Raw genomic sequence first — 25,631 nt, 5'->3', positions numbered from 1 at the left:
AGGACGTCGCGACGTCCAATCTCCCCCCTTGAGGGGGAGATGTCCGGCAGGACAGAGGGGGGGCGAAGGAACTCGACCTGCGCGCCAAATAACCCTCTCCATCTCCGCCGAGCGTGGTTGCCGCCTGCAATTGGTATGGCAGCCTGAAAAAAGCTGGAGCCACGCCGGATTTTTGCGCGCGCCCTGCGCCGAACTGCGCTAAAGGCTTTTTTGGCCGGACCAGCGCCCATCGAGGAAGTGCCCCGCCGGCCGACATAGCCGCCACGGGGCCTTATTCCATGACCACAGAATCCCAAGTACCATCCGACCAGCGCTATGCCGCCTTTCGCCATCGGCCGTTCCTGAGCTACTGGGCGGCGCGCTTCCTTTCGACATTCTCCACCCAGATCGTGTCGGTCGCCGTCGGCTGGCAGATCTACGATCTGACCCGCGACCCGTTCGACCTCGGCCTTGTCGGCATCGTCCAGTTCCTGCCTTCGCTGCTGCTGGTGCTGGTCACCGGCGACGTTGCCGATCGTTTCGGGCGCCGTCTGATCATGGCGCTGGCGGTGCTGGTCGAGGCGGGCTGCGCCTTGGCCCTGCTGCTGCTGACGCTACGCGGCCTCTCCGGGCCGATGCCGGTCTTCATCGTGCTCGCCATGTTCGGCATCGCGCGCGCCTTCTTCGGGCCGGCCTCCTCATCGCTGTTCGCCAATCTGGTGCCGCCCGAGGATTTCGCCAACGCCATCGCCTGGAACTCGTCCGCCTGGCAGACGGCAACCATCGTCGGGCCGGTCGCCGGCGGCCTGCTCTACGGGCTTTCCGCCGAAGCCGCCTACACCACCGCCGCCGTGCTGATGCTGGTTGCCGCCGTGCTGATCTTCACCATCCCGAAGCCTGCCCAGCGCAGCCGGACCGACAGGCCGACGGTACAGACCCTGTTCGCCGGCTTCGGCTACATCTGGAGCGAAAAGATCGTGCTCGGCGCGATTTCGCTCGATCTGTTTGCGGTGCTCCTGTCCGGCGCCTCGGCGCTGCTGCCGGTCTACGCGCGCGATATCCTCGAACTCGGCCCATGGGGGCTCGGCCTGTTGCGCTCGGCGCCCGGCGTCGGCGCCATCTGCGTCGCCATCTGGCTGGCCGGACACCCGATCCGCAACCATGCCGGCCTTGTGATGCTCGGCTTCGTCGCGCTGTTCGGCGCGTTCACGGTTGTGTTCGGCCTCTCGACCATCACCTGGCTGTCGATTGCGGCCCTTGCGCTGCTCGGCGCCACCGACATGTTCAGCGTCTATATCCGCGAGACGCTGATCCAGCTGTGGACGCCGGACGACGTTCGCGGCCGCGTCAACGCTGTCAACCAGGTGTTTGTCGGCGCTTCCAATGAGCTCGGCGAATTCCGTGCCGGTACCATGGCGGCGTTGATCGGCACGGTTCCGGCCGTGGTGGTCGGGGGTGTCGGGGCGATCGCTGTTGCCGGCCTATGGGCGGTGCTGTTCCCGCAGCTGCGCAAGGTGCGTCATCTCAGAGGGCGAAACTGATTACGGCAGCGCCGGCTTGCCGAAAATCATCGGCAGGAACTCGCCGAGCCAGCGCTTGAGGTGCATGTCCCAGATCAGCCGGCCGCCGAGATGGTCGCGGCCGGGCTGCGCGCCGGGCAGTTCGAAGCGGTGCGCGCCGCGCACCACCCAGCGCTGCATCATCGCCCGGGTCAATTCGCCATGGAACTGGATGCCCCAGGCATTGTCGCCATAGCGGAAGGCCTGGTTGGGATAGGTTTCGGCCGTCGCCAAAAGCGTCGCGTCCTTCGGCAGCGAAAAGCCCTCGCGATGGAATTGATAGACCATCTCCGGCCAATGCATCAGCCTGCTGCCCGCTTCGGTCGCCTTCAGCGGATACCAGCCGATTTCGACGAGGCCCTCGCCATGGCCCTCGACCCTGCCGCCAAGATGCTTGACCAGCATTTGCGCGCCGAGGCAGATGCCAAGCAGCGGTCGGTTCTCGTTGAGCGGAATTTTGAGCCAGTCGGTCTCGCGGCGGACGAACTCGTCGCCGTCATTGGCGCTCATCGGCCCGCCGAACACCACGGCGCCGGCATGGCCATCCAGCGTCTGCGGCAAGGCCTCGCCGAGCGGCGGTCGGCGGATGTCGAGGTCGAAGCCTTCCTCGATAAGCATATGGCCGACCCGTCCGGGGCTCGAATGCTCCTGATGCAGCACGATCAGGATCTTTGGTCTCGGACTTGGCTTGGGCGGCATTGGAAGGCGGGATCCTGTCTATTCGTCGCTTGAGGTTCCGGCAGCACCAGGAGCCGCGGCGGCCGCCTTGAGGCGCGCCTCGACACGGTCGCGACGTTCGACGCCGATCAGCTCGGCGACCCGCCACACGGTATTGTCCTCGAGCTCGTGCAGCTCGCCATCGGCATAGACGATCTCCCACATCAGGCCGATGAAGGCCTTTCGCGCCTCGGCGTCGAGATGGCGCTTGAGCACGCTGGTGAAGGCGTAGAGGTCGATCGCCTCATTGTCGGCCCGCTCGCCGGCAGCCGCCAACGCGTCGAGTTCGTCACCGCTGATCGAGTAGCTTTCCGCCAGCACCTTCTTGAACCGTTCCCATTCGCTATCCTGGCGCACCCCGTCGGCGTTCATCACGTGGAAAAGCAGGGCGGACGCGGCAATGCGCGGATCGTCGGCGCTGGGGCTGGCGCCACCACCGGACGGCAGATCCCTTAGAAACGACAAAACGCGTTCGAACATCAAATCATTCCCAATAAGCCGGGGTCCACTCGACCCTGATCAGAACAAACGAAACCGGCGCGTCGATTTATCCGCCGCGTCGTCTGGATCGACGCCGGGGTCGTCGGGCAGCCGCGTCAGCTCCTGCGCCGGCTCGACGGCCTCGGCATCTTCCGGCACTTGGGCAAACGCCGCCGCGGTGATTGGTGTCACATGGTCCTCGCCGGCACGGTCGTCCGTCTTCTCCTCGGTCGCTGTGCCCGGTGTCTCCGCCGTGTGCTCGATCGTCCCGGCTCTTTCCTGTACCGGCCTGGCTGGAGCCGCCGCGATGGCCGGCACCTGCACCTCCGGCGTATCCTCATGACCGTCGATCAACTGCCCGAGCCGCTCCATCGGCGCCCGCCATTCGAATGCATCGAGCCTGCCGGTGATCGGCGATACCGGAGCCCAGCGGTCGGAGACGACACCATCGGCAACCCAGGCCGGGTCGCGCGGCGCTCTCACCGCCTTCGACAGCAACTGCCGCACCTTGCCCTGGTCGCCGGTCTCGGCCTCCTCGATATCGGCCAGCAGCAGATAGGCGCCTTCGCGGCGATCCATGCGGATGGCGGCTTCCGCCTCGCGGCGGGCGGTTGAAAAATCCTGCGCATCCAGCGCGGCGCGCGCCACGGCAAGCGAGGACTCGGCATGGTTCTTCTTCAGCTCCTGCAGCTTCTTTGCCCGGTTCAGCCGGTCGAGCACGGCATCGCCCGGCCTGGCATGGGTGTAGAGCTCGGCGATCTCCGGATGGGGCTCGGCCTTCCACGCCGCCTCGAGGATTTTCGAGCCTTTGCGCACGTCGTTCTGCCTAAACAGCAATTTCGCCGCGACGACCGCCGCCGGTGCAAAATCCGGCCGCAGCCGGTTGGCTTCGAGCGCCGCCGCCCTTGCGGCATTGGCATCGCTGTCGATCAGCGCCTGCGCCTTGGCGGTCAGCAGCACGGCGCGGCGCCGGTTGGCGGCGTCACGCTCGATCTGCCGGGTCGACTTCTGGGCATCGACCAGTTTCAGCGCGCCATCCCAGTCGCCGCGTCCGGTCAGGTCTTCCAGCGTCGATTCGGCCGCCCAGGCCAGTTGCGGCGCCACCGCTGCGGCACGGCCGGCATAGTGGCGGGCTGCGTTGCGGTCGCCGAGCCGCTCGGCCTCGAGATAAAGCCCGCGCAGGCCGAGCAGCCGCATTTCGGGATCATCGAGCATGGTCTCGAACTTTTCGCGGGCGCCTTCATGGTCGCCTTCGAGCAGCGAGGCCTGCGCATCGAGCAGCTGGATCAGTGGCTCCTGATCGGAGCGGATCAGCTTTGCCGCTTCCTTGGTCTTCTTGCGGGCGAGCGCGCCGTCACCGGCGCCGGCGGCGATCATCCCGGTCGACAGCGCCTGGTAGCCGCGGTCGCGGCGACGCACGCGGAAATAGCGCGAGATCGTATAGGGGCTGTTCCACAGCGCCTTGACCAGCCACCAGACGATCATCACCGCGGCAACCACGGCAACGACCGCCACCGCCGCGACCATCAGGCTGACCTGGTATTGATAGCCGTTGAAGGTGACGAGCATTTCGCCCGGCCGGTCGGCCAGCCAGGCGAAGCCGAGCCCGAGCGCAAAGACGACGGCAAGGAAGGCGAGGATGCGGATCATCGGGTTCCTCACGCCTTCATCGCGCCGGCGATGAGCGAATCGATCTGCGTCTCGACCTCCATCCGCGCTTTCAGCTTGCCGGCAAAGTCGGCGCCGGCGGCCTTGGCCGCCTCAGGCAGGGTTTCGTATTCGCTGAGCGCCTTGGCGTAGTCGCCCCGGTTGACCGCGACCTCCATGCGCGCGACGGTTTCCGGGACGCCGGTGCCTTCGACGGCGCCGATCGGCCTGACCTTGACCAGCGATTCGGCGCTGGACAGCAGCTTCTGCAGGATGCCGGCATTCTGGTCGATGGGCGTCGCGGCAGCGACCATCGCGTTGGCGGCGGCGTCCGCTTCGGCGGCGATCTCGGAGCGCATCGGGACGCCCTTTTCGGCATAGGTGCGCAACGTCGCGATCTCGGGTGCATCGGGTGAGATCGCGGCAAAGGTTTCGAGCTCGGCGGCGAACGGTGCACCACGGTCGAGCGCTGCCTTGAGCGCCGAAGCGGCAATGGCCAGTGCGATCTTCGGCTGCGAAGCCTGTGCATCGACCTTGCTCGAGATCTGTGAAACCGACTGTTCCAGGGCCGCAAGCCGGCTGTCCTGCGCCTTTGTCGTCTCGCCGGCCGATTTCACCAGCGCATCGAGCGCGGCCAGCCTGTCGTTGAGCGGGCCGAGATCGACCGGCGCCGTACCGCCGGCTTTGCCGAGGGCCGCAACCGCCGTCTCGATCTGCCTTACCTTGTCGCCAAGTGCTGCCAGGCCGGCATTGTCGCCGGCACCGCCTTGCTCGACCGCCGACTTCAACGCCGCGACGTCCGCCCTGACCTGATCCAGCGCCGACGACAGCCCGTCCACCTTGGCCGATGCGTCATTGTTGGCGCCGGCCTGTCTGAGGTCCGCGACCTCGCGTTTCAGCGAAACGATCTCACCATTGATCGCGTCGAGCGACACGCCGCCCGTCCCCGGCGCACCGAGCAGGCCGGCAAATTGCAGCCCGCCGGCCGCGGCGAGGGCGATGACGCCGCCGATAATACCGGCGGCGATGCCGTTGATGCCGCTTCGCTTCGGCTGCGCTGCCATATGGTCGTCCCTCGTCTCAGCTGTCTTCTCGCCGGAACCTGGGATCCTCGGTTCGTTGGCCCCGGTTCCGCTGGATGCATCTTCGAAGCTGTAATCGGAAACCGCGGAGCGCCCGGCCGGCGCATCCGAACCGGCGGGATAAGGGGTTTCCGCTTCCCTGGCAGAATCGTCGCCGGCGTCCGCCGGCTCTTGCGTGCCGGCCGGCGCGGCTGCGTCGGCATGTTCCCATGGCTCGAGATCGGTCTGGTCCGCATGCACCGGCTCTTCAGGTGGCTCGGGCTGCGAGGCGTTCGCCGCTTCCTCGGCCCGCGCCTCGTCGGTCTGCGAGGTCACGGCATCCTGTTTGTCGGCGACTCGCGAGACGGCGCCAGGCTCAAGCTCGATGGTCACCGGCTCACGGCGGCTCTTGGAATGCCGCATCTTCGGCGTCTTGACCATGCTCGGGCTCCGCAAAATTCGCTTCGGGATGGTTGAAAGGGTCTAGCACATCACCAAGCGGTGAAAAGGGGCGGCGTGATGACGCCACGGCTTGGAGTTCAGTTTTGGCAAAACGCCGCAGGGCCGAATCCACGTTTCAAGCCAAGGCCCATGCTCGGCACACAAAAAACCCGCCTCGGCGGGCGGGTCGTTGGAGCCAATTGGCACCATAGCCAAATTAGTAGCATAGCTGCCGGCACAAAGCAAGAACAAAATGTGCCCGAGAGCAATCGCCTGAGTTTGGCGCCGCCCCTCGAGGACGGCACAGAGCCGCCGCTAATGCCATCAGCGCGGCGCCTGCAAAAGTCCCAGCAGCGCGTCCTCGCTGGGCTCAGGCGCAATCCGGATCTCGGCTACATCGCCCAAGGCCGCGGCGATGCGCCCCGATAATCCGAAAAAGCGCGTTTTTTCAAAAACACCGCGCAGCACCGGCCGGCTAGCCAGGGCCTGCATAGCGGTGGCCGCCTTGGCCGAGTAGAGCAGCACCGCCTCGACCGGCCGGGCGGACAGGCGCGCAAGAACGGCCTCGTCGGAGTAATCCAGGACAACGGTGTCGTAGGTCTCGACGGCGCGGATCTGAACGCCCGACGCCAACAGCCCTTCCTCGAAGCCGGGAAATCTTACCCGCCCGCAGAGATAGACGATCGTCTGCCCCGCGTAACCGCCAGCAAGCGCATCGGCCAGCGCCTCGGCATTGCCCGGGCCTTCGCTGACCGACAGAAACCCGGCAGCGCGGGCGGCTTCCGCCGTCTTCCTGCCGACGGCGTGGCACGGCAAGCCGGCGAGCGCCGCGATGACCTCTTTCGGCGCATGGCGAACGGCATTGGCGCTGGTGACCGCGACCGCCGCGGCGTCAGCGAGCGCGCCGGCATCGACCGGCAGCGTCACGGTTCCGGTCAATGGCAGCAGGATCGGCTGAAAGCCGGCATCCGCAAGCCGGCGCCCCGTGCGCGACGCGCCCGGTTCGGGCCTCGTCACCAGGACGCGGAGCATGTCAGGTCCAGCCATCGAAGAATGTTTCGCCGGCCTTGGCCCGAACGGTCGCCGCGGCTTCCGCGCCAATGCGCGCCGCCTCCTGCGCCGGCCCTTGCAGCCTGACTTCATGCGACTGCGTGCCATCGGGCGAGATGATCAGCCCGGCAAAGGAAACCGTTCCGCCCGATATCGTCGCATGTCCGGCGATCGGCGTGCGGCAGGACCCGTCGAGCGCCGCCAGGAAGGCGCGCTCGCAGGCCAGCGCCTCGCCGGTCGGCCCGTCGTGGATCGCTGCCAGCATCTGTTCCACGTCGCGGTCTCCGATGCGGCTTTCGATGCAGATCGCGCCTTGCCCCGGCGCCGGCGGAAAGACCTCGAGCGGCATCAGGTCGGTGACGACGTCTTCGAGCCCGAGCCGCTTCAGCCCGGCATAGGCGAGGATGGTGCCGTCGGCGATGCCGTCGTCGAGCTTGCGCAGCCGCGTCTGCACATTGCCGCGAAACATCACCACTTCGACGTCCGGCCGCATCCGCCGGATCAGCGCCTGGCGCCGCAGCGACGACGAACCGACCCTGGCGCCTTGCGGCAGGCCGGCAATCGTTCGCGCCGCCTTGCCGATGAAGGCATCGCGCGCGTCCTCGCGCGGCAGGAACGCGGACAGTTCCAGCCCCTCGGGCAACAGCGTCGGCATGTCCTTCGACGAATGCACGGCGATGTCGATGCGGCGCGCCAGCAGCGCCTCCTCGATCTCCTTGGTGAACAGGCCCTTGCCGCCGGCTTCCGACAGCGGCCGGTCCTGGATGCGGTCGCCGGTGGTCGAGATGACAACCACCTCGAAAGCTTCCGCCGGCATGCCGTGCGCCGCCATCAGCCGCGCCTGCGTTTCATGCGCCTGCGCCAGCGCCAGCGGGCTGCCGCGTGTTCCGATTCTCAAGGTTGTTTGCATGACGCGTCGTCCGTGATAACCCCCGGCAGGTTTTCGGGCTTTCTCCTATCGGGGAAAGGCCGGTTGCACAATCATCGAGGACAGCGACGAATTGATCCGCGTTCTGGGCATCGAGACGAGTTGCGACGAGACCGCCGCCAGCGTGGTGGCGCTGGACGGTCGCAGCACGCCGCAAATCCTGTCGAACATCGTGCTCAGCCAGATCGAGGAGCATGCTGCTTTCGGCGGCGTCGTGCCGGAGATCGCCGCGCGCGCCCATGTCGAGGCGCTCGACGGCATCATCGAGGCAGCGCTGGCCGATTCCGGCGTCGAGCTCGCCGACATCGATGCGATTGCCGCCACCGCCGGCCCCGGTCTTGTCGGCGGGCTGATCGTCGGCCTGATGACGGCCAAAGCAATCGCCGCGGCAGCAAAAAAACCGCTGATCGCCATCAACCATCTCGAAGGCCACGCGCTGACGGCCAGGCTGACCGACGGGCTCGACTTTCCCTACCTCTTGCTGCTGGTCTCCGGCGGCCATACCCAGATCGTCGCCGTGCGCGGCGTCGGCGACTACCAGCGCTGGGCGACGACGATCGACGACGCGCTTGGCGAAGCCTTCGACAAGACGGCCAAGATGCTCGGCCTGCCCTATCCGGGCGGACCGAATGTCGAGAAGGCGGCGGCAACCGGTGACGCGACGCGTTTCGCCTTTCCGCGCCCGATGAAGGGCTCCGTGCAGCCCGATTTTTCCTTCTCCGGCCTCAAGACCGCGGTGCGCCAGGCGGCAACCGCGATTGCCCCGCTGAGCGACCAGGATGTCGCCGATATCTGCGCCTCGTTCCAGGCGGCGGTCGCGGATGCGCTGGGCGACCGTGTTGCGCGGGCGCTGACCCGGTTCCGTCAGCAATTCCCGGACAAGGCCGAGCCTGCATTGGTTGTCGCCGGCGGCGTCGCCGCCAATCGGACCATCAAGGCGACATTGCAGGGCCTGTGCGAGCAGGCCGGGTTCAGCTTCGTCGCGCCGCCGCTTAACCTCTGCACCGACAATGCGGCGATGATCGCCTGGGCCGGCATCGAGCGCTTGCGCGCCGGCATATCAGGTGAAAACGCCGCCGATTTCGTGCCGCGCTCGCGCTGGCCGCTGGACAGCGTCTCGGCCCCGATGGTCGGCTCGGGCCGGCGTGGGGCCAAGGCATGACCGGCAGCGAGCACAAGGCGCCAAGCGGCTGGCGCGTCGCCGTGCTCGGCGGCGGCGCCTGGGGCACGGCGCTGGCGCTGGCCACGCTGCGCGCCGGTCATTTCGTCCGCCTCTATGCGCGCGACCCGGAGACCGTCGCGGCAATCGACCGTGGCGAAAATCCGCGCTATCTGCCGGGCATCGCGCTTGATCCCGGCATCGTGGCGACGAGCGACATCGAGGCGGCGCTCGACGGTGCCGACTGCGTTCTGGCGGTAGCGCCGGCGCAATCGTTACGGATTATGCTGACGGCCGCGTCCAGCCATATGCCGGAAGGCGTCCCGCTGGTCCTCTGCGCCAAGGGCATCGAGCGCGACACCGGCGCGCTGCTATCGTCCATCACCGAGGAAATACTGCCGGCAAATCCGGTCGCCGCTTTGTCCGGCCCAAGCTTTGCCACCGACGTCGCCAGGGGCCTGCCGACGGCCGTCGTGGTCGCCGCCCGCGACGAGGCTCTGGCCACCGACCTTGCCGCCCGCTTTTCGGCGGAAAATCTGCGCTGTTATTCGAGCGACGACCTGATCGGCGTCGAGATCGGCGGCGCGCTGAAGAACGTCTTTGCCATTGCCGCGGGTGCCGTCACCGGCGCCGGGCTCGGTGCCAGCGCCCAGGCGGCGATGGTGACGCGCGGCTTCGTCGAATTGCGCCGCATCGGCGCCGCCTTTGGCGCCAGGCCGGAGACGCTGATGGGGCTTTCCGGCCTCGGCGACCTGCTGCTCACCTGCTCGTCCGCGCAGTCGCGCAATTTCGCCTATGGGCTGGCGCTGGGGCAAGGCAAGCCGCTTGCCGGCTTGCCTTTGGCCGAAGGCGTGCCGACGGCGGCAATCGCCGCCCGCATCGCCGGCGAGCGCCGGATCGACGCGCCGATCATCGCCGCCGTCGCCGCCATACTGGACGGCACCATAACCATAGACCAGGCTGTGTCGGCGTTGATGACAAGGCCACTCAAGACCGAAACCGACATGTAATCGCGAACGATTGCGGAGATGGAAAGATGCTGTTTGCGTTGATTTGCAAGGACAAGCCAGGAAGCCTGCAGGTGCGGCTCGACACGCGGTCCGATCACATTGCCTTTCTGGAAGGGCTGAACGGCGACAAGAAACTGGGTTTCGCCGGCCCTTTCCTCGACGCCGACGGCAAGCCGGACGGCAGCCTCGTCGTTGTCGAGGCGCCCGATCTGGCGGCGGCAAAAGCCCTGTCGGCGGCCGATCCCTATACCAAGGCAGGGCTGTTCGAAAGCGTCGAAATCCGGCAGTGGAACTGGAGCTTCAACAAACCTGTGAGTGAATGATCGTTCGTTCGCGCTGCCCCTCACCTGCCTGCCGGCACCTTCTCCCCGTGAAGAACGGGGAGAAGGGAGAAGCTCCAGCGCTGGCGACCCCTCTCCCCGTCCTTACGGGGAGCGGGTAAGGGTGAGGGGCAGCGCCAACGCTGGATAGCGACAAACCGACAACGGCAACGGGATAACTGAGATGAACCACTGGCTGTTCAAATCCGAACCTTCGGTCTTCTCCTTCGAGGACCTCAAGGCCAAGGGCAAGGCCGGCACGCAATGGGACGGCGTGCGCAATTATGCGGCGCGCAACAACATGAAGGCGATGCAGATCGGCGATCTCGGCTTCTTCTACCATTCCAATGACGGGCTCGACATCGTCGGCATCGCCGAAGTCTGCGCTCTGGCCCATCAGGACAGCACCACCGACGATCCCCGCTGGGAGTGCGTCGACATCCGCGCCTTCAAGGCCATGCCGAAGCCGGTGACGCTGGAGCAGGCCAAGGCCAATCCAAAGCTGGCCGACATGGCGCTGGTGCGGCTCGGGCGGCTGTCCGTGCAGCCGGTGACGCCGGCCGAATGGCAAGAGGTTTGCCGCATGGGCGAACTGACGCCGGCGCCATGACGGCGCTGACGCCGGACAGCGCCAGGAAATTCATCCTCGACAACACGGCGCTGATGGCGCCGCCGCATGTGCCGGAGATCCGCCTGCACCTGGCCGACGAGGCGCACGAACTGTGGCAGCGGACCGAGGACGAGCTGACCGAAATCGGCCTGCCGCCGCCCTTCTGGGCTTTTGCCTGGGCCGGCGGCCAAGGCCTTGCCCGCTACATCCTCGACAATCCGGCGGCGGTGCGCGGCAAGCGCGTGCTGGACTTCGCCTCCGGCTCCGGCCTTGTCGCCATTGCCGCGGTGAAGGCCGGAGCTGCCGAGGTGATCGCCGCCGATATCGACCCATTCTGCGCGACCGCGATCCGCCTCAATGCCGAGGCAAATGGGACCGAGATAAAATTCCTCATCGGTGACTGCATCGGCAGCGATGCCGGCTGGGACGTCGTGCTGGCCGGCGACGTCTTCTACGACAAAACTTTCGCCGACAGGCTGATGCCGTGGTTCGTCGCGCTGAAGGCGCGCGGCGGCGACATCCTCGTCGGCGATCCCGGCCGTTCCTATCTGCCGAGCGCGGGACTGGAACCGCTTGCCGTCTATGAAGTGGCGGTGACCCGGGCGCTGGAGGACGCCGAGGTCAAGCGCACCACCGTCTGGCGCCTTGCTTGACGGCATCGCCGAACAGGCGTTCCATCGCGCAATCGACCGGAGGGAACCATGGATTTTTCAGCAATCAATTGGCTGGCGGTAATCGTCGCCGCCGTCGTGGCGTGGTTGTTCGGCGCGGCCTGGTACATGGGCTTGAGCAAGCCGTGGCTGAAGGCCGCCAAGCTTGATCCGGCGACGATGAGCAAATCGATGCTGCCCTTCGTCGTCTCCTTCATCGCGGAGCTCGTCATGGCGCTGGTCATGTCGCTGATCATCGGCGCCGTAACCGGCGGCGAGCCGAGCCTGCTTGCCGGGGTGATCTTCGGCTTCGTTCTCTGGCTGGGGTTCGTCGCCACCACGTTTTCGGTCAACCATCGTTACGAAGGTTTCGGCTGGGATCTGACGCTGATCGATGTTGGTCACTGGCTCGGCGTGCTGCTTCTCATCGGCGCGGTGATCGGCTGGTTCGGCGCGGCGGCGGGCTGACCGTCAGGTCGGGGTCCTTGCGATTTCCTCGAGAAGCCAATCGCGAAAGGCGACGATGCGCGGATCATTCGCCGCGGTCTCCGGATAGACCAGGAAATAGGCGAATTCGGGCGCGACCTTGATGCCGAGTTCGAACGGCCGGATCAGCCTACCTTCCGAAAGGTCGTTTGCCGCCATGGCGAAATCGGCGAGCGCGACCGCGTTGCCGTCGAGCGCGGCCTGGACGGCATCCGTCGAATTGCCGAACACGATGGTCCGGCTGTCGTCGAAATCGTCGACGCCCGCCGCCGCCATCCACATGCTCCAATTCGGCCAGGTGACGCCCTGGCGCGACCACTCGATATGCGCCAGCGTATGATGGAACAGGTCGCGCGGCTCCTTGAGCGGCGGCCCTGACCGCAGCAAGGCCGGGCTGCAGACGGGGATGATGACGTTTTCGAACAGCCGGTGCGAGCGAAGCCCCGGATATTTGCCGGTGCCGAAACGGATGCCGAGATCGACGTCGTCGCGATCGAAGTCGCGCACCTCGTAACTGATGTCGAAACGCAGCTCGATTGCCGGATGCTGCTTGCGAAAATCGTCGACGCGCCGCATCAGCCACTTCGTCGCGAATTGCGCATCGAGGGTGACCTTCAGCAGCGCCGATCCGCGCGCCGCCTTCTGCGCCCGTGAGACGGCCCGGCCAAGCAGGTCGAGCGCATCGGTCGAAGCTTCGAACAGCACCGCGCCCGCCTCGGTCAGCCGGATCGTGCGGCTGGTGCGTATGAACAGCACGATGCCGAGCTGATCCTCGATTTCCTTGATCTGATGGCTGACCGCTGCCGGCGTCAGGCCGAGCTCGTCGGCGGCGCGGGTGAAATTGAGGTGCCGCGCCGCTGCCTCCAGCGTCCGCAGCGCACGGGTTCCAGGCAGCAGGCGCGCCATCAGTGCCAGACGAGGAGGGTTCGGTTGAGGGTTCGGTCGAGCATTCCAATCATCAAACAGAACTTGAAGATGCAGAAAAAACTACTCGTTTCCCGTTTGAATTTCAATCCGCCATGATCTGAGCATCGAAGAAACATCAAACCGGATTTGATGTCCGGAGAAGCGGATTGCACCATGTCTGACATCGCCTTGCGCTCGGTAACCCTCCGCCCGGCCTGGCTGCGCGCCGTGCTTGACTGGCTTCGGCACGCAAAAATCGCGGTCAGTCTTCCCTACGAAAATGTCGAGGATCTCTCCGATCGCCAGCTTCGCGACATCGGCGGCGAACGCAAGGACATCGCACGCGCCATGGACCGCGAACGCGGCCGGCTCGGCCTTCTCGACATAGGGTGGCAAAGGAGTAGGGGAGTAGGGGAGTAGGAAGCTAAGCGGCGCGCCCGCGCCTGCCTTACCCTTACTGCCCCTATTCCCTACCCCCTATTCCCCTACTCCCTTACCTTACCACCCTTACCACCGTCCGCTCTGACAGCAGCGGCAGCAGCCGCGCCATGGTGCGGGCGGTTACCGCGACGCAGCCTTGCGTCGGCGTGAAGCCGGGGCGCGCCAGGTGGAAGAAGATGGCGCTGCCGCGCCCGCGCCGGCGCGGCACAATGTTCCAGTCCAGCACCAGGCAGGCGTCATAGAGATCGTCGGTGCGCAGCATCCGCTCATGGCTGGCGCCATAGGGGATTTTGACCGGGCGGTTGTAGTTGCGGTCCCCGGGCACTTCGCACCAGCCGAGGTCGCGGCCGATCGGCGTCATCACCAGCCGCGTCCGGCGGCCGCCGGCAAAACGGTCGCCGCGAAAATACCCCGACAATATCCGCATCGAGGCAAGCGGCGTGGCGCCGTCGCCCTCGCGCTTGCCGGTCGAGATGCCGCCATGCCCGAGCGCACATGGAAACACCAGTTTGCCGGCCTGCAGAAACCCCTGGCTGGGTTGGCCGGGGCGCGCGCGCACGGTGAGCACGGTGAGCCCTTTCGGCAAAATTGCACCGACTGCATTGCGATCGTGTTTTTTCTTGTATGATCGTGCCACGGAACAAATCACTGTGAACGGCTGTTGTGCCGGTCAGCTTCCGCATAAACAGGCAGCGGTCAACTGAAATCTCTTTTCAAAACAACGGATTGATCCATGACTTCACGCACCATTCTGATCGTCGACGACGATGACGACCTGCGCGGCACCCTTGTCGAGCAATTGTCGCTTTATGAGGAATTCGATGTCCTGCAGGAAGCGACCGCCGCCAAAGGCGTCGCCACGGCGCGTGGCGGGCTCATCGACCTGCTCATCATGGATGTCGGCCTGCCCGACATGGATGGCCGCGAGGCGGTAAAGATATTGCGCAAGGGCGGCTACAAGGCGCCGATCATCATGCTGACCGGCCATGATACCGATTCCGACACCATCCTTGGCCTCGAGGCCGGCGCCAACGACTATGTGACGAAGCCGTTCCGTTTTGCCGTGCTGCTGGCCCGCATCCGCGCGCAGTTGCGCCAGCACGAACAGAGCGAGGACGCCACTTTCTCGGTCGGCCCCTACACGTTCAAGCCCAGCCAGAAGCTTCTGATCGACCCGCGCGGCGCCAAGGTGCGATTGACCGAAAAGGAAGCCTCGATCATCAAATATCTCTACCGTGCCGACCAGAAGGTGGTGACCCGCGACGTGCTGCTGGAGGAAGTCTGGGGCTACAATTCCGGCGTCACCACGCATACGCTCGAAACTCACGTCTACCGGCTGCGCCAGAAGATCGAGCGCGATCCTTCCAACGCGGAAATTCTCGTGACAGAAAGCGGCGGCTACAAGCTGGTTCCTTAAACATTTCATTATTCAAATAAGCGATCCGGGCGGGGCGCTTTTCGGGTACGGTCCTGAGGCTGGAGGTGGTTTTGGATCGGCCTCGTAGGGGAGGAGTCGGACTGACGGTTCGGGGACATAGCTAGATGGCGCTGGATGACGACATCCGCATCCTGTCCACCGTGAGGCTCTTCGAGGGCTTTACGCAGGAACAGCTGCGTCTGCTCGCCTTCGGCGCCGAAACCACTAGGTTGAAAGCCGACCACAAGCTTTACCGCGAGGACGACGAGGCTGATTCAGCCTACATCGTCGTCAGCGGCCGCATCGTGCTCTACCGCGAGCACGACGGCGAGCGCATCCCGATCGGCACCGCCGGCCCCGGCACCATACTCAGCGAACTGGCGCTGATCGCCGACACCAACCGGCTGACCAGCGCCTCCGCCGAAATCGATTCGGAAGTGCTGCGGCTCAGCCGCAAGATGTTCCGCCGCATCCTCGAGGAATACCCGGAACTGGCGGTTCACTTGCACCAGCGCATCTCGGAGGATTTCCAGGCGATGATTCGCCGCATCGAGGAACTTGGGCCGCGTTTTGCCGGCTAATATAGCGCCTCTGGCCTAACCAGATCGACTTCGGAACTGCGAGGGCTCAGGGCCGGTGCGTTGCGGAAACAAGCTCGGCCTTGCGTCTTGCCGTCTCCAGTCCCAGCGCGATGAAACGGCGCGCATGCTTGGCCAGTTCCATATTGTCGGTCCACAGATTGCGCCAGATCGCGGTTTTCCGCGACAGGTTCTCGTCGACGATTTCCGAGGAGAAGGATTCGAAGCTGAGGTCGTCGCTGTAGCCGATGGCGGTCAGCGCATCGAATATCGCGGCAAAATCGATATTGCCGGTGCCGAGGAAACCGCGATGGCTCTCGCCGATATGGACATAGCCGATCTTCCCGACCGCATTGCGAATGGCCAAGCCGACATCGGCCTCCTCGATGTTCATGTGGAAGCTGTCGAGATGCAGGAAGATATTGTCGGAGCCGCTGTCCGCGATGAAGGCCATGCCTTGCGCGGCGGTGTTGAGCAGATTGCTTTCGAAGCGGTTGACGATTTCGAGGTTGAGGGTGACGCCGGCTGATTTTGCCGTGTCCGCCACCTCGGCCAGCGTGCCGGCGCTGCGGTTCCACTGGTCACGCGTCGGCGCCTCGCTCTGCAAGCCGTGGCTGGTGCTGAGGATGCCGGCAACCTTCTGGCCGCCGAGATCGCGGGTCAGCGCGATCGTACGTTCCAGGATTTCGACGCCGTGCGCCGCAATCGTTTTGTCGGCGCTCGAAATATCGCCGTCGGCCGGCAGTCCAATGCTGATCGCAACGCCGAGGCCGAGATCGGCGATCCGCTTGGCCAAGCCGTCAATGTCGACGTTGGCGGGGTCGAGATAGGAGAATTCGATCAGGTCGAAGCCGGCTTCCCTGGTGTTGGCCAGCGTCCGCTCGAGGTCGCCCTGCGCCGAGCTCGCCGACCAGACGAATGAGTGGATTCCGATGCGCGACATGATCGTCTCCGGTTATTTCCAGCTGACCCAAGTCCAAAGCGGTTTTGGCAATCCGATGCTCGGACAAAAAGGTGCGGGCGGGCATACCCGCCGCACCCGGCGTGGGAGGCTTAGCGAGCCGCGGTCCAGCCCTTGTAATCCTTCAAATTGTCGGCCGTGATCAGCTTCGGGTCGAGCAGCACCGTCGGCTCGGCCGGCTTCTTGCCGGCAAGCAGGTCAGCCGCCATCGTCAGCGACTGGCCGGCCATCACATAGGGATCCTGCGAGGCCGAGGCCTTCATCATCGACGTGCCGGAGGCGAGTTCCTTCTCGATATCGGGTGCACCGTCGACCGCGGTGAAGATGAACTCCGAGCGGTTGAGCTGCTTGGCCGCAAGCTGGGCGCCGATCGCCGTCGGATCGTTGATGGCGAAGACCGCGTCGATCTTGTCGAAACGCGTCAGCAGCGACTGGAACACTTTCAGGCCGCCGTCACGCGAGCCTTCGGCGTTCTGGTCGTCGGAAAGGATCTTGATGTCGGGGTGCTTTGCCAGCACGTCCTTGCAGCCCTTGACCCGCTCCAGGATCGACGACGAGGCCGGGCCATTGAGGATGACATAGTCGCCCTTGCCGCCGGTATTATCGACCAGATACTGGCACGCCTCTTCGCCGGCCTTGACGTTGTTGGTCATCACGGTGACGTCGGCGCCCGGCGCCGAAACGTCGAAAGCGGCAACGACGATGCCGGCCGCCTGCGCCTTCTTCACCGCCGGCGCGATCGCCTTGGCATCGACTGCGTTGAGCATGATGACGTCGACACCGGCAGCGATGAAGGAATCGACCTGCGATACCTGCTTGTTGAGATCGTAGTCGGCCGATACCGAGGTCACCTGCACATTCGGGTTGATCTTCTTGGCCGCGTCCTCGATGCCCTTGATGGTGGCGACGAAGAACGGGTTGCCGAGCAGTCCGACCGAGATGCCGACCTTGTTCAGATCCTTTGCCGATGCCGGCGCGATGACGGCGGCCGCAAGGGCGACGCCGCAGAGCAGTTTAGCGATGGTCTTCATTGTTTTGTTTTCCTCCTGATGCCCCGCGCCTCTCACGGTGCGTTACACATGAAACCGGCTCGTTGGATGCCGGCGACTAAGGGCCATCACGTTCTTGCTCCTGCCTGGAGCCGGTAACGGTCGAGGGCGACCGCCACGATGATGACCAATCCCTTGATGATGTACTGCCAGATGTCCGAAACACCGGCGAGGATGAGCCCGTTGGACAGCACGGCGATGATCAGGCCGCCGATCAGCGTGCCCCAGATCGAGCCGACACCGCCGACGAAACTGGTGCCGCCGAGGATGACTGCGGCAATGGCGTCGAGTTCGTAGGACTGGCCGAGCTGAAGCCCGTTGGCGGCATAGAGCCGGGCCGCCGACATGGTGCCGCCAAGGCCGGCCAGAAGGCCGGAAACGCCGTAGACGAAGAGCAGCACCAGCGGCACCTTGATGCCGGCCAGCCTGGCGGCCTCGGCGTTGCCGCCGACGGCGTAGATCCAGGTGCCGAGCACGGTGCGCTTGAGCACCAGCCAGGACAGGACGACGACCGCCAGCGCGATGATTACCAGCCACGGAATGCCGAACAGCGAACCGTTGCCGATGAAGTCGAACGGCAGGTCCGCGTTGAACACCGTCGTGTCCTGGCCGAGCAGGCGGGCGACGCCGCGCACGGCGGTCAGCGATCCCAGCGTGACGATGAAGGGCGGCAGCTTGATATAGGCGATCAGCAGACCGTTGATGACGCCGAAACCGAGCCCGACGAGAATGGCCGCTGGCACGCCCAGCAGTCCCCAATCGGGCACCAGCGACACCATCACCGCCACCATCGCCGAGGCGGCAAGGATCGAGCCGACGGACAGGTCGATGCCGCCGGTCAGGATGACGAAGGTCATGCCGGCGGCCAGCACGATGTTGATCGACGATTGCTGCATGACGATCAGCAGATTGGTCTGGGTGAAAAAGCGCGGATTGATGAACTGGAAGCCGACCGCCAGCAGGATCAGGATCGGCAGCATGCCGAGTGCGGCAATGGCGGTACGCCACCTCGTGCTCCTGCCGACCGCCCGGTCGTCCGCTTTCATCGTGTCGGCCACCTTGTCGGTCATCGCTGAGCCGCTCCCGTTGCAAGTTCCATGATCGCTTCCTGCCGCAGCGGCTCGCCCTCCGACGCCGTCACCTCGCCGGCAATGGTGCCGTCGCGCATCACCAGCACGCGGTCGGCGATGCCGATCACCTCCGGCAGTTCGCTGGAGATCATCAGGATGGCGATGCCTTTCTTGGCCAGGTTGTCGATCAGCCGATAGATTTCCGACTTCGCCCCGACATCGACGCCGCGGGTCGGCTCATCGAGGATGACGACCTGCGGCTCGGTTTCCAGCAGGCGGGCGAGCAGCACCTTCTGCTGGTTGCCGCCCGACAGCGAGCCGGCATTGGCCTGCACCGAGCTGGTGCGGATGGAGAGGTCTGACACCGCCTTGGCGGCGCGCTTTTCGGCAGCCGTGAAGTCGCGCAAACCGCCGGCCTTCGCGTCCTTTGCCAGCACGCCCATGCTGATATTGTCGGAGATCGACATGTCGAGAAACAGGCCAAGTTGCTTGCGGTCCTCGGTCAGGTAGGCGATGCCGGCATCGAGCGCCTCGCTCGGCGAACCGATGGATATCGGTTTGCCGCCGAGCTCCAGCGTGCCTGATGTGTGCCTGTCGGCGCCGAAGATCAGTCGTGCCAGTTCGGTGCGGCCCGAGCCGACCAGGCCGGCCAGTGCCAGCACCTCGCCCTTGTGGAGGTCGAAGGAACAATTCTTTATGAGATTGCCGTCCGACATGCCGCGCACCGACAGCGCGATGGCGCGCTTGCTGTCCGGCGGACGGTGATCCTTCTTGTAGAACGTCGACAGATCGCGCCCGACCATCATCGATACCAGGCGCGAGGCGTTCAGGTCGGCGCGGTCGAGCGTGCCGACATAGCCGCTGTCGCGTAGCACGCTGACGCGGTCGGCGAGCTGGTAGACCTCTTCCATGCGGTGGCTGATGTAGATGATGGCGATGCCTTGCGACTTCAGCGTCGCGATCACCTCGAACAGCCCGTCGGTCTCGCGCGAGGTCAGCGACGTGGTCGGCTCGTCCATGACGATGATGCGCGCATTGGTCGACAGCGCGCGGGCGATTTCCACCAGCTGTCGCTCGCCGAGCGACAGGCTTGCGACCGGAGTGCGCGCCGAGAAGGTCACGCCGAGCCGCGCGATGATCTCGCTGGCGCGCCGATTGCACTGCTCGCGGTCGACAACGCCGAACCGTCGCGGCTCGTTGCCGAGAAAAATGTTCTGCGCTACCGACAGATTAGGCGCCAGCGACAGCTCCTGATAGATGACCGCAATGCCGGCAGCGCGCGCCTTGATCGGGTCGCCAGTCGCGGCCGGCACGCCGTCGATCAGGATTTCGCCGCCGGGGTCCGGCCGGTAGGCGCCGGACAGCACCTTCATCAGCGTCGACTTGCCGGCACCGTTTTCGCCCATCAGCGCGTGCAGCTCGCCGGCGTGAACGGTCAGCGACACATCGTGCAAGGCGCGGATCGCAGCGAACGTCTTGGAGATGTGGCGCATCTCCAGCACCGGCTGGCGCACCGTCTCGATCCGGGCGGCGGCGCTCATCGCGCACCTCCTGCAGCTGCGCTGGCCACAGCCCGGTCGGCGGCAAGGCCGCGCCAGTCGTTGCGATAGCCGGCAAGGCCGCTGAAACTTGCCGCATGCACCGCCTCCGGCGCTTCGGTGGCAAACTCGCGTCCGACGCTTTCGAAGGCAAGTGCGGCAGCACCGGTGGCGCTGCCCTCCAGCGTTGCGCCCTGCAGGAAAGCCTGCCCGGGCCGCAACTGCGCCAGCAACGCGGCAAGCAGCCCGCCATTGTTCAGGCCGCCGTCGACGATCACTGTGTTGTCCGAATGGATCAGCTCGAGGCACAGATCGACCATCAGCGCGACATAGAGCAGCGCCATGGCCGCGCGTTCCTCGGCACTGGGCGTACGCCCGACCAGTTCGCCGCGGCGGTGCGGCATCGGGCCGCCGGGTGCAAAGCTCGGCAGCGCCATGATGCCGGCGTCGATCACCCGTTGTGTCGATGACGGCGCGATTGCGCCCTGCCAGCCGGCGCTGATCGTGGCGAATTCGCGCCCGCCCATGAAGCGGACGGTTGGCACCGGGCCGCCATCGACATCGACATTGACCAGCATGTCGCGCTCGCCGTCGAGTGCGTCGAGCGGGCAGTCGGGATTGAGCAAGACCACCCAGGTGCCGGTCGAGACCACGGTCACCGGCCCGAGTTGCTGCCGGCGGTAGGCATGCAGCGCGGCATTGCTGTCGTGGACGCCATTATGGATGGCGACTGGCTTCGCGGCCTGGCCGAAGCGCTGCTCGCCGATCACCGCGCCGGCACGTTCGAAGGGGGGCATCTGGCCGCGCCAGCCCTCGGCATCGACCAGCGAGCTGAAATCGCGTTTGCGCGGCGCCCATAAATGCGAGTGGCAGCCAAGATACGACACTTCCGATACCGGCCGGCCGCCAAACCGCCAGCTCCAATATTGGGGGTAGCCGAGGATCGATTTCGCTGTGGCGAAGGCACCGGGCTCCACCTTCTTTAGCCACAACATGTGGCGGCCGTAGTTGAAGCCAAGCGGCAGGCGCGGCGAAAAGGTCTCGGCAAAATCCGGAATGCGGCGGTCGATCTGCGCGGCGATTTCAGCTGGCGGTTCCTGCTCGTAATCGAGGATCGGATGCGTCAGCGCGGCTTCGTCGACCAACGCGAAGGTGCAGCCATGGCCGGATACCATCAGCCCTTCCACGCCATGCGTGTCGACTGCATCATCGATGGCGCGAGCCGCCCACTCGTGCAGCGCTGGCTCGTCGAGCACGCTGAAGCCGCCTTTGCGGATCCAGCTCGGCTGGGTGCGGCGCTCGTCGAGGATCTGTCCGTCCTGGCCGAAGACGAACAGCTTCGAATTGGTCTTGCCGAAATCGAGGACGGCGATGTTCACTGGGCGCCTCCCGAGGAAGCCGCGATCCGCACCATGACGCCGGCATCTTCGAGCATATGGGCATCTGTCTCGGACAGGCCGTCATCGGTGACCAGCGTGCCGATCCGCGACAGCGGCAGTGCCACATTGCGCGCGTGGATCGACAGTTTTCGGCTGTCGGCCAGCACGACGATCTGGTCGGCGCAGAGGCTGAGCTCGACGATCGAGCGGACCAGCAGCGGGTGCGATTCCAGAAGGCCTTCCTGGCCGATGCCTTGCGCGCCGAGAAAGAACTTCGAGGCGTAGAACGGCACCGTCTGCGTCAGCGAATGGATGATGCCCGGCTCGCGGTGCAGTTCGCCGCCGGCGACGGTGAGGCTGCAATGGCCGTGGTCGCTGAGATAGGCCGCGAGCGGCATCGAGTTGGTGTAGAGCCGGATGTTGCGGTCGGCGAGCTTGACGCCGAGATGGAAGCAGGTCGAACCGCCATGCACGATGACCGCGTCGCCGTCGCGCACCATGGTGGCGGCGAGAGCGGCGATCTGCCGCTTGGCCTCGACGGCGAGGTCGCGGTTCTCGTCATAGGGCCTGGCATAGGCGACGCCGGCTTGCGAAGCGCCATCGAGCGCCGAGATGCCGCCATAGACCTTGCGCGCTTCGCCGGCCTCGTCGATCTTGTCGATGTCGCGCCGCACCGTCGCCGCCGATACGCCAAGCCGCTCCTGCAGCTCGCGCACCGATGCGAAAGGCCGGTCCCGCAAAAGCTCGACAATCTGGCGCTGGCGGCCGGAGTCGCTCAACCCTTACCTCCCAATGCGCTTGCCTCCCAAGCATTTTGCACGGCATTGCCGTTTTGCATGGCAATTGGTGCAACTTACTCAACGGCCCTCGGATTGCAAGCCTGATTTGACGCGATAACATCACTGTTGACGTAACTTACTCGCATCTGCGATACCAGCATGGGTCTTCGTCCCGGCACCGGGACGTCCAAAGCCGTGGCCACGCGGCCGGATTGTAGAGGAATTTCGATGACGATCAGTGCGGATGCGCAGGAACTGGCAGCGCTGCGGTCGCTTTCGGCCGCGATCGGCAGCGACCCGCATCTGACCCAGGCCGCCGGCGGCAACACCTCGCTGAAAGCCGGCGACACGCTCTGGATCAAGGCCTCCGGCACCTGGCTGAAGGACGCGCTCATCGCCGACATCATGGTGCCGGTCGGCATCCCGCCATTGCTCGACGCCATCGAACGGCACGACCCGGCCGCCGAACAGCCGCAGGCCTTCACTGTCGACGCCCTCAACGCGCGCGGCTTGCGCCCGTCGATCGAGACCACCGTGCATGCGCTGATGCCGCAGCGCATCGTTCTGCATGTTCACTGCGTCGAGACCATTTCGCTGGCCGTGCAGGCCGACTGCGAGGCCGAGGCCGCCAGGCGGCTCAACGGCCATCAATGGGCGTATATTCCCTATCGCCGGCCGGGACTGCCGCTCGCGCAGGGTATCGCCGAGCGCCTTCGGCCAGGCGTGGATATCCTGATCCTCGGCAATCACGGCCTGGTCGTTGCAGCCGAGACCGTCGCCGCGGCCGACATGCTGCTGCGGCGCGTGACACGACTGTTGGCGCGGCCGCCGCGCCAGGTGGCGGAACCGGACATCGCGGCATTGACGGCGCGCGCCGGCGACAGCGACTACAGATTGCCGGCGGACGTTGAGGCGCATGCGGTGGCGATCGACCCTGAAAGCTGCCGCATGGCTTCGGGTGGCAGCCTCTACCCCGACCACGTCATCTTTCTCGGCGAAGGCTCGGTCGTGGCGAGACCGGACGAGGGTGTGAAGCGCGTCATCGAGCGCTGCGGCGCCGCACCCGTGGCGATCCTGTTTCCTGGACTCGGCGTGCTGATGCGCGGCGACGCCGGCGCCGGTGCCGACGCCATGCAGCGCTGCCTTTCCGACGTGACGGCGCGGATCGATGTCGCGGCGAAGCTGAATTATCTGACAGCGGCGGAGAATGACGAACTGATCAACTGGGACGCCGAAAAATATCGCCAGAAGCTCAATGCCGGAGGCAGCTGACATGCCGCGTTCGTCTGGTCCGCTTGCCATCGGCATCGACATCGGCACATCCGGCGCGCGCGCCGTCGCCATGCGTCCGGATTTTTCCATTGCCGCGCATTCCGCTATTGCCCTCGAGCGATTTGGGCCGAACGGCCGTGACCCCGCAATATGGTGGGAGGCGGTCGGCGCGACGTTGGCGGAACTGCTCAAATGTATCGATCGCGCGGCAGTGCGCTCGATCGCCGTCGACGGTACGTCGGGCACGCTGCTGCCGGTCGACGGCGCCGGGCGGCCGCTGGCCGAACCGCTGATGTACAACGACAAGGTCGCTGACGACACTATCCTGACAGCAATAGCCGACGCGGCACCGGCAACGAGCGCTGCACTCGGGGCGACCTCCGGTCTCGCCAAGGCGCTGTCTTTCCAGCACCTGCCCGGCGTCGCCACTGTGCTGCACCAGGCAGACTGGATCGCCGGACAGTTTTCCGGCCGGTTCGATGTCAGCGACGAGAACAATGCCCTGAAGACCGGCTACGACGTCGGGGCCAGGCGCTGGCCGGACTGGATCGCGGCGACCTGCGTGCGCATGGAATTCCTGCCCCGCGTCGTGCGGCCGGGCGATGTCACGGACACGCTCACCGCCAGCGCTGCGAAAATGTTCGGCCTGCCGCGCGACGTGGTTGTCGTTGCCGGCACGACGGATGGCTGCGCCTCATTCCTGGCGACCGGTGCGAGTGCCGCGGGCGACGGCGTTACCGCGCTCGGCTCGTCGCTGACCATCAAGATGCTCAGCGACCGGCCGATCTCGGCGCCGCAATTCGGCATCTACAGCCATCGGCTGGGTGACACCTACCTGGCGGGCGGCGCCTCGAACTCCGGCGGCAAGGTGCTGGCCCAGCATTTCCCCGTCGCCCGCATTGTCGAACTCAGCAAAAAAATCGACCCGGCGACGAAGACCGGCCTCGATTATTACCCGCTGTCGGCGCCAGGCGAACGCTTCCCCATAGCCGATCCGGCGCTGCCGCCGCGCCTCGAGCCGCGGCCCGCCGACGATGCCGACTATCTGAAAGCGATGTTCGAGGGTATTGCGGCGATCGAAGCGCTCGGCTATCGCCGGCTTGCCGAACTCGGCGCCCCCCGGCTGACATCGGTCAGGAGCGTCGGCGGCGGTGCGGCCAATCCGGCCTGGACAGCGATCCGGCAGCGCAAGCTTGGCGTCGCTCTCTTGCCGGCTCTTTCGGAGGAGGCCGCTGCCGGCACGGCGCGGCTGGCGCTGATGGGCGCAAGCGCAGCGGGGCTTTTATGACGGCCAAGGCAATTCAACACCTCGATGGCATCGCCGCGCTGACCGACCGCTATCAGGTGTTCCTGCTCGACCAATTTGGTGTGCTGCACGACGGCACCAGCGCCTATCCAGGTGCTGTCCAAGCGTTGTCGGCACTCAAGCGCGCCGGCAAGACCATCGTACTGATCTCGAATTCCGGCAAGCGGGCGCAACCCAATGAGCACCGCCTGCTGAAGCTCGGCTTTGAACCGGGAAGCTGGGACCACTTTGTCTCCTCCGGCGAGGTGGCATGGCGCTCTTTCCACCAAATGGCAGCATCCGGAGCCCTGCGCCCGCAGACAAAATGCCTGCTGATCCGCCGCGACAATGACCGTTCGGCTGTCGACGGCCTGCCCTTCGTCCTGGCCAAGGACGGCTACGATGCCGAACTGGTGCTGATTTCCGCCAGCGAGGGCGATCGCTACGACCTCGACCATTATCGCCGGCTTCTTGGTCCGGCGGCGGCGCGGCGGGTGCCATGCTTCTGCACCAATCCCGACAAGATCATGCTGACTGCCGTCGGCCCTCGCTTCGGCGCCGGCCGGCTCGCCGATCTCTATGAGAGCCTCGGCGGCAGCGTGTCGCGCATTGGCAAGCCCAATCCGCAGATATTCGAGGCAGCGCTGGCACTGGCGGGCCACCCGGAGCGCGACAGCGTGGTCTGCGTCGGCGACAGCGTCGAGCACGACATCGCCGGCGGCAACGGCGTCGGTGTCGCGACGACGCTGGTCCTGTCGGGCATATTGGCGGGGGCGCCTGACCTGGAGGACGTTTTCGCCACGCTGAACGCCCGTCCCGACTACATCGCGGATAGCTTCAGGTTTCGCTGAGGCGAGAC

General features: G+C 65.6%; 27 protein-coding genes. 13 read left to right on the top strand and 14 right to left on the bottom strand.

What is annotated here, in order from left to right:
- Positions 1-278 precede the first annotated feature (278 nt).
- Positions 279-1,520, top strand: a complete 1,242-nt coding sequence (locus NKH99_RS10115; protein WP_353013867.1) for an MFS transporter — start codon at positions 279-281, stop codon at positions 1,518-1,520.
- On the opposite strand, the gene NKH99_RS10110 is transcribed toward NKH99_RS10115, so the two are convergent.
- From NKH99_RS10110 to hemC, 6 genes are all read right to left on the bottom strand, one after another.
- On the bottom strand, positions 1,521-2,237 hold the full coding sequence (locus tag NKH99_RS10110) for a glutamine amidotransferase (protein ID WP_352470761.1): 717 nt from the start codon (positions 2,235-2,237) through the stop codon (positions 1,521-1,523). It abuts the gene before it with no gap.
- 18 nt (positions 2,238-2,255) lie between these two features.
- Positions 2,256-2,735, bottom strand: a complete 480-nt coding sequence (locus NKH99_RS10105; RefSeq protein ID WP_352470762.1) for a tellurite resistance TerB family protein — start codon at positions 2,733-2,735, stop codon at positions 2,256-2,258.
- Positions 2,736-2,774: 39 nt separating this feature from the next.
- Complete coding sequence (locus tag NKH99_RS10100) at positions 2,775-4,385, bottom strand: heme biosynthesis protein HemY (RefSeq protein ID WP_353013865.1); 1,611 nt, start codon at positions 4,383-4,385, stop codon at positions 2,775-2,777.
- A gap of 8 nt (positions 4,386-4,393) precedes the next feature.
- A complete protein-coding gene (locus NKH99_RS10095; protein ID WP_353013863.1) occupies positions 4,394-5,884 on the bottom strand; it encodes a COG4223 family protein in 1,491 nt (496 codons plus the stop codon).
- A gap of 324 nt (positions 5,885-6,208) precedes the next feature.
- A complete protein-coding gene (locus NKH99_RS10090) occupies positions 6,209-6,916 on the bottom strand; it encodes a uroporphyrinogen-III synthase (RefSeq protein ID WP_352767423.1) in 708 nt (235 codons plus the stop codon).
- Between the two features lies 1 nt (position 6,917).
- Positions 6,918-7,844 (bottom strand): hydroxymethylbilane synthase, encoded by a 927-nt coding sequence (hemC, locus tag NKH99_RS10085; protein WP_352817356.1) that lies wholly within the window; start codon positions 7,842-7,844, stop codon positions 6,918-6,920.
- 94 nt (positions 7,845-7,938) lie between these two features.
- On the opposite strand from hemC, the gene tsaD reads away from it, so the two are divergent.
- From tsaD to NKH99_RS10055, 6 genes are all read left to right on the top strand, one after another.
- A complete protein-coding gene (tsaD, locus tag NKH99_RS10080) occupies positions 7,939-9,024 on the top strand; it encodes a tRNA (adenosine(37)-N6)-threonylcarbamoyltransferase complex transferase subunit TsaD (RefSeq protein WP_352540951.1) in 1,086 nt (361 codons plus the stop codon).
- Positions 9,021-10,031 carry an NAD(P)H-dependent glycerol-3-phosphate dehydrogenase gene (locus NKH99_RS10075; RefSeq protein ID WP_352451317.1) on the top strand — a complete coding sequence of 337 codons (1,011 nt, stop codon included), beginning with the start codon at positions 9,021-9,023 and terminating at the stop codon, positions 10,029-10,031. The genes tsaD and NKH99_RS10075 overlap by 4 nt, the downstream gene beginning before the upstream one ends.
- A gap of 26 nt (positions 10,032-10,057) precedes the next feature.
- Positions 10,058-10,354: a YciI-like protein gene (locus NKH99_RS10070; protein ID WP_352613159.1), complete on the top strand. Its 297-nt coding sequence runs from the start codon at positions 10,058-10,060 to the stop codon at positions 10,352-10,354.
- A 181-nt stretch (positions 10,355-10,535) separates the two neighbouring features.
- Positions 10,536-10,961 carry an EVE domain-containing protein gene (locus NKH99_RS10065; protein ID WP_353013860.1) on the top strand — a complete coding sequence of 142 codons (426 nt, stop codon included), beginning with the start codon at positions 10,536-10,538 and terminating at the stop codon, positions 10,959-10,961.
- Positions 10,958-11,614 (top strand): class I SAM-dependent methyltransferase, encoded by a 657-nt coding sequence (locus tag NKH99_RS10060; protein WP_353013858.1) that lies wholly within the window; start codon positions 10,958-10,960, stop codon positions 11,612-11,614. The genes NKH99_RS10065 and NKH99_RS10060 overlap by 4 nt, the downstream gene beginning before the upstream one ends.
- A 48-nt stretch (positions 11,615-11,662) precedes the next feature.
- Positions 11,663-12,079: a DUF1761 domain-containing protein gene (locus tag NKH99_RS10055; protein ID WP_353013856.1), complete on the top strand. Its 417-nt coding sequence runs from the start codon at positions 11,663-11,665 to the stop codon at positions 12,077-12,079.
- A 3-nt stretch (positions 12,080-12,082) separates the two neighbouring features.
- Here NKH99_RS10055 and gcvA read toward each other — a convergent pair whose 3' ends face one another.
- Positions 12,083-13,003, bottom strand: coding sequence for a transcriptional regulator GcvA (gene gcvA, locus NKH99_RS10050; protein WP_353013854.1), 921 nt, complete (start codon positions 13,001-13,003; stop codon positions 12,083-12,085).
- A gap of 174 nt (positions 13,004-13,177) precedes the next feature.
- Here gcvA and NKH99_RS10045 point away from each other — a divergent pair, with 174 nt between their 5' ends.
- Positions 13,178-13,423 (top strand): hypothetical protein, encoded by a 246-nt coding sequence (locus NKH99_RS10045; protein ID WP_352619032.1) that lies wholly within the window; start codon positions 13,178-13,180, stop codon positions 13,421-13,423.
- 73 nt (positions 13,424-13,496) lie between these two features.
- Here NKH99_RS10045 and NKH99_RS10040 read toward each other — a convergent pair whose 3' ends face one another.
- Entirely contained in the window at positions 13,497-14,012 is a 516-nt protein-coding gene (locus NKH99_RS10040; protein WP_353013851.1) for a L,D-transpeptidase family protein, read from the bottom strand.
- Between the two features lie 165 nt (positions 14,013-14,177).
- Between NKH99_RS10040 and NKH99_RS10035 the strand changes: the two genes are divergently transcribed.
- Together NKH99_RS10035 and NKH99_RS10030 are read left to right on the top strand one after the other, a co-directional pair.
- Positions 14,178-14,861 carry a response regulator transcription factor gene (locus tag NKH99_RS10035; protein WP_023680479.1) on the top strand — a complete coding sequence of 228 codons (684 nt, stop codon included), beginning with the start codon at positions 14,178-14,180 and terminating at the stop codon, positions 14,859-14,861.
- Positions 14,862-14,986: 125 nt separating this feature from the next.
- Positions 14,987-15,442 (top strand): cyclic nucleotide-binding domain-containing protein, encoded by a 456-nt coding sequence (locus NKH99_RS10030; protein WP_353013849.1) that lies wholly within the window; start codon positions 14,987-14,989, stop codon positions 15,440-15,442.
- Positions 15,443-15,488: 46 nt separating this feature from the next.
- On the opposite strand, the gene NKH99_RS10025 is transcribed toward NKH99_RS10030, so the two are convergent.
- The 6 genes from NKH99_RS10025 to NKH99_RS10000 all read right to left on the bottom strand — a co-directional run bounded on the left by NKH99_RS10025 (position 15,489) and on the right by NKH99_RS10000 (position 22,215).
- Entirely contained in the window at positions 15,489-16,382 is an 894-nt protein-coding gene (locus NKH99_RS10025) for a sugar phosphate isomerase/epimerase family protein (protein WP_352594143.1), read from the bottom strand.
- A gap of 110 nt (positions 16,383-16,492) precedes the next feature.
- Positions 16,493-17,431, bottom strand: a complete 939-nt coding sequence (locus tag NKH99_RS10020) for an ABC transporter substrate-binding protein (RefSeq protein ID WP_353013847.1) — start codon at positions 17,429-17,431, stop codon at positions 16,493-16,495.
- Positions 17,432-17,517: 86 nt separating this feature from the next.
- Entirely contained in the window at positions 17,518-18,495 is a 978-nt protein-coding gene (locus NKH99_RS10015; protein WP_502900023.1) for an ABC transporter permease subunit, read from the bottom strand.
- A 20-nt stretch (positions 18,496-18,515) separates the two neighbouring features.
- A complete protein-coding gene (locus tag NKH99_RS10010; RefSeq protein ID WP_353013843.1) occupies positions 18,516-20,060 on the bottom strand; it encodes a sugar ABC transporter ATP-binding protein in 1,545 nt (514 codons plus the stop codon).
- Positions 20,057-21,436 carry an FGGY-family carbohydrate kinase gene (locus tag NKH99_RS10005; protein WP_353013841.1) on the bottom strand — a complete coding sequence of 460 codons (1,380 nt, stop codon included), beginning with the start codon at positions 21,434-21,436 and terminating at the stop codon, positions 20,057-20,059. The genes NKH99_RS10010 and NKH99_RS10005 overlap by 4 nt, the downstream gene beginning before the upstream one ends.
- Complete coding sequence (locus tag NKH99_RS10000; protein ID WP_352757313.1) at positions 21,433-22,215, bottom strand: DeoR/GlpR family DNA-binding transcription regulator; 783 nt, start codon at positions 22,213-22,215, stop codon at positions 21,433-21,435. The genes NKH99_RS10005 and NKH99_RS10000 overlap by 4 nt, the downstream gene beginning before the upstream one ends.
- Before the next feature lie 228 nt (positions 22,216-22,443).
- Here NKH99_RS10000 and NKH99_RS09995 point away from each other — a divergent pair, with 228 nt between their 5' ends.
- From NKH99_RS09995 to NKH99_RS09985, 3 genes are read left to right on the top strand one after another with little or no spacing between them, the layout of a single operon-like run.
- Positions 22,444-23,487 (top strand): class II aldolase/adducin family protein, encoded by a 1,044-nt coding sequence (locus NKH99_RS09995; RefSeq protein ID WP_353013839.1) that lies wholly within the window; start codon positions 22,444-22,446, stop codon positions 23,485-23,487.
- 1 nt (position 23,488) lies between these two features.
- Positions 23,489-24,775: an FGGY-family carbohydrate kinase gene (locus tag NKH99_RS09990; RefSeq protein ID WP_353013837.1), complete on the top strand. Its 1,287-nt coding sequence runs from the start codon at positions 23,489-23,491 to the stop codon at positions 24,773-24,775.
- Positions 24,772-25,623, top strand: coding sequence for a TIGR01459 family HAD-type hydrolase (locus tag NKH99_RS09985; RefSeq protein WP_353013835.1), 852 nt, complete (start codon positions 24,772-24,774; stop codon positions 25,621-25,623). The genes NKH99_RS09990 and NKH99_RS09985 overlap by 4 nt, the downstream gene beginning before the upstream one ends.
- Positions 25,624-25,631 lie beyond the last annotated feature (8 nt).

Source organism: Mesorhizobium sp. M0854 (assembly GCF_040319815.1).
In the GTDB taxonomy this organism is placed as follows: domain Bacteria; phylum Pseudomonadota; class Alphaproteobacteria; order Rhizobiales; family Rhizobiaceae; genus Mesorhizobium.
Note: the sequence above shows the minus strand (reverse complement) of the source record. Positions and strands in the feature narration are given on the sequence as shown.

Excerpts from the sequence above, each read along its gene's own strand:
- NKH99_RS10090 (WP_352767423.1), bottom strand. The coding sequence starts at position 6,916 with ATGCTCCGCGTCCTGGTGACGAGGCCCGAACCGGGCGCGTCGCGCACG.
- gcvA (WP_353013854.1), bottom strand. The coding sequence starts at position 13,003 with ATGGCGCGCCTGCTGCCTGGAACCCGTGCGCTGCGGACGCTGGAGGCA.
- NKH99_RS09995 (WP_353013839.1), top strand. The coding sequence starts at position 22,444 with ATGACGATCAGTGCGGATGCGCAGGAACTGGCAGCGCTGCGGTCGCTT.
- NKH99_RS10025 (WP_352594143.1), bottom strand. The coding sequence starts at position 16,382 with ATGTCGCGCATCGGAATCCACTCATTCGTCTGGTCGGCGAGCTCGGCG.
- NKH99_RS10115 (WP_353013867.1), top strand. The coding sequence starts at position 279 with ATGACCACAGAATCCCAAGTACCATCCGACCAGCGCTATGCCGCCTTT.
- NKH99_RS10020 (WP_353013847.1), bottom strand. The coding sequence starts at position 17,431 with ATGAAGACCATCGCTAAACTGCTCTGCGGCGTCGCCCTTGCGGCCGCC.
- NKH99_RS10110 (WP_352470761.1), bottom strand. The coding sequence starts at position 2,237 with ATGCCGCCCAAGCCAAGTCCGAGACCAAAGATCCTGATCGTGCTGCAT.
- NKH99_RS10060 (WP_353013858.1), top strand. The coding sequence starts at position 10,958 with ATGACGGCGCTGACGCCGGACAGCGCCAGGAAATTCATCCTCGACAAC.
- NKH99_RS10035 (WP_023680479.1), top strand. The coding sequence starts at position 14,178 with ATGACTTCACGCACCATTCTGATCGTCGACGACGATGACGACCTGCGC.
- NKH99_RS09990 (WP_353013837.1), top strand. The coding sequence starts at position 23,489 with ATGCCGCGTTCGTCTGGTCCGCTTGCCATCGGCATCGACATCGGCACA.
- NKH99_RS10015 (WP_502900023.1), bottom strand. The coding sequence starts at position 18,495 with ATGAAAGCGGACGACCGGGCGGTCGGCAGGAGCACGAGGTGGCGTACC.
- NKH99_RS10100 (WP_353013865.1), bottom strand. The coding sequence starts at position 4,385 with ATGATCCGCATCCTCGCCTTCCTTGCCGTCGTCTTTGCGCTCGGGCTC.
- NKH99_RS10045 (WP_352619032.1), top strand. The coding sequence starts at position 13,178 with ATGTCTGACATCGCCTTGCGCTCGGTAACCCTCCGCCCGGCCTGGCTG.
- NKH99_RS10065 (WP_353013860.1), top strand. The coding sequence starts at position 10,536 with ATGAACCACTGGCTGTTCAAATCCGAACCTTCGGTCTTCTCCTTCGAG.
- NKH99_RS10105 (WP_352470762.1), bottom strand. The coding sequence starts at position 2,735 with ATGTTCGAACGCGTTTTGTCGTTTCTAAGGGATCTGCCGTCCGGTGGT.
- NKH99_RS10095 (WP_353013863.1), bottom strand. The coding sequence starts at position 5,884 with ATGGTCAAGACGCCGAAGATGCGGCATTCCAAGAGCCGCCGTGAGCCG.
- NKH99_RS10030 (WP_353013849.1), top strand. The coding sequence starts at position 14,987 with ATGGCGCTGGATGACGACATCCGCATCCTGTCCACCGTGAGGCTCTTC.
- NKH99_RS10070 (WP_352613159.1), top strand. The coding sequence starts at position 10,058 with ATGCTGTTTGCGTTGATTTGCAAGGACAAGCCAGGAAGCCTGCAGGTG.
- NKH99_RS09985 (WP_353013835.1), top strand. The coding sequence starts at position 24,772 with ATGACGGCCAAGGCAATTCAACACCTCGATGGCATCGCCGCGCTGACC.
- NKH99_RS10055 (WP_353013856.1), top strand. The coding sequence starts at position 11,663 with ATGGATTTTTCAGCAATCAATTGGCTGGCGGTAATCGTCGCCGCCGTC.
- NKH99_RS10010 (WP_353013843.1), bottom strand. The coding sequence starts at position 20,060 with ATGAGCGCCGCCGCCCGGATCGAGACGGTGCGCCAGCCGGTGCTGGAG.
- NKH99_RS10075 (WP_352451317.1), top strand. The coding sequence starts at position 9,021 with ATGACCGGCAGCGAGCACAAGGCGCCAAGCGGCTGGCGCGTCGCCGTG.
- hemC (WP_352817356.1), bottom strand. The coding sequence starts at position 7,844 with ATGCAAACAACCTTGAGAATCGGAACACGCGGCAGCCCGCTGGCGCTG.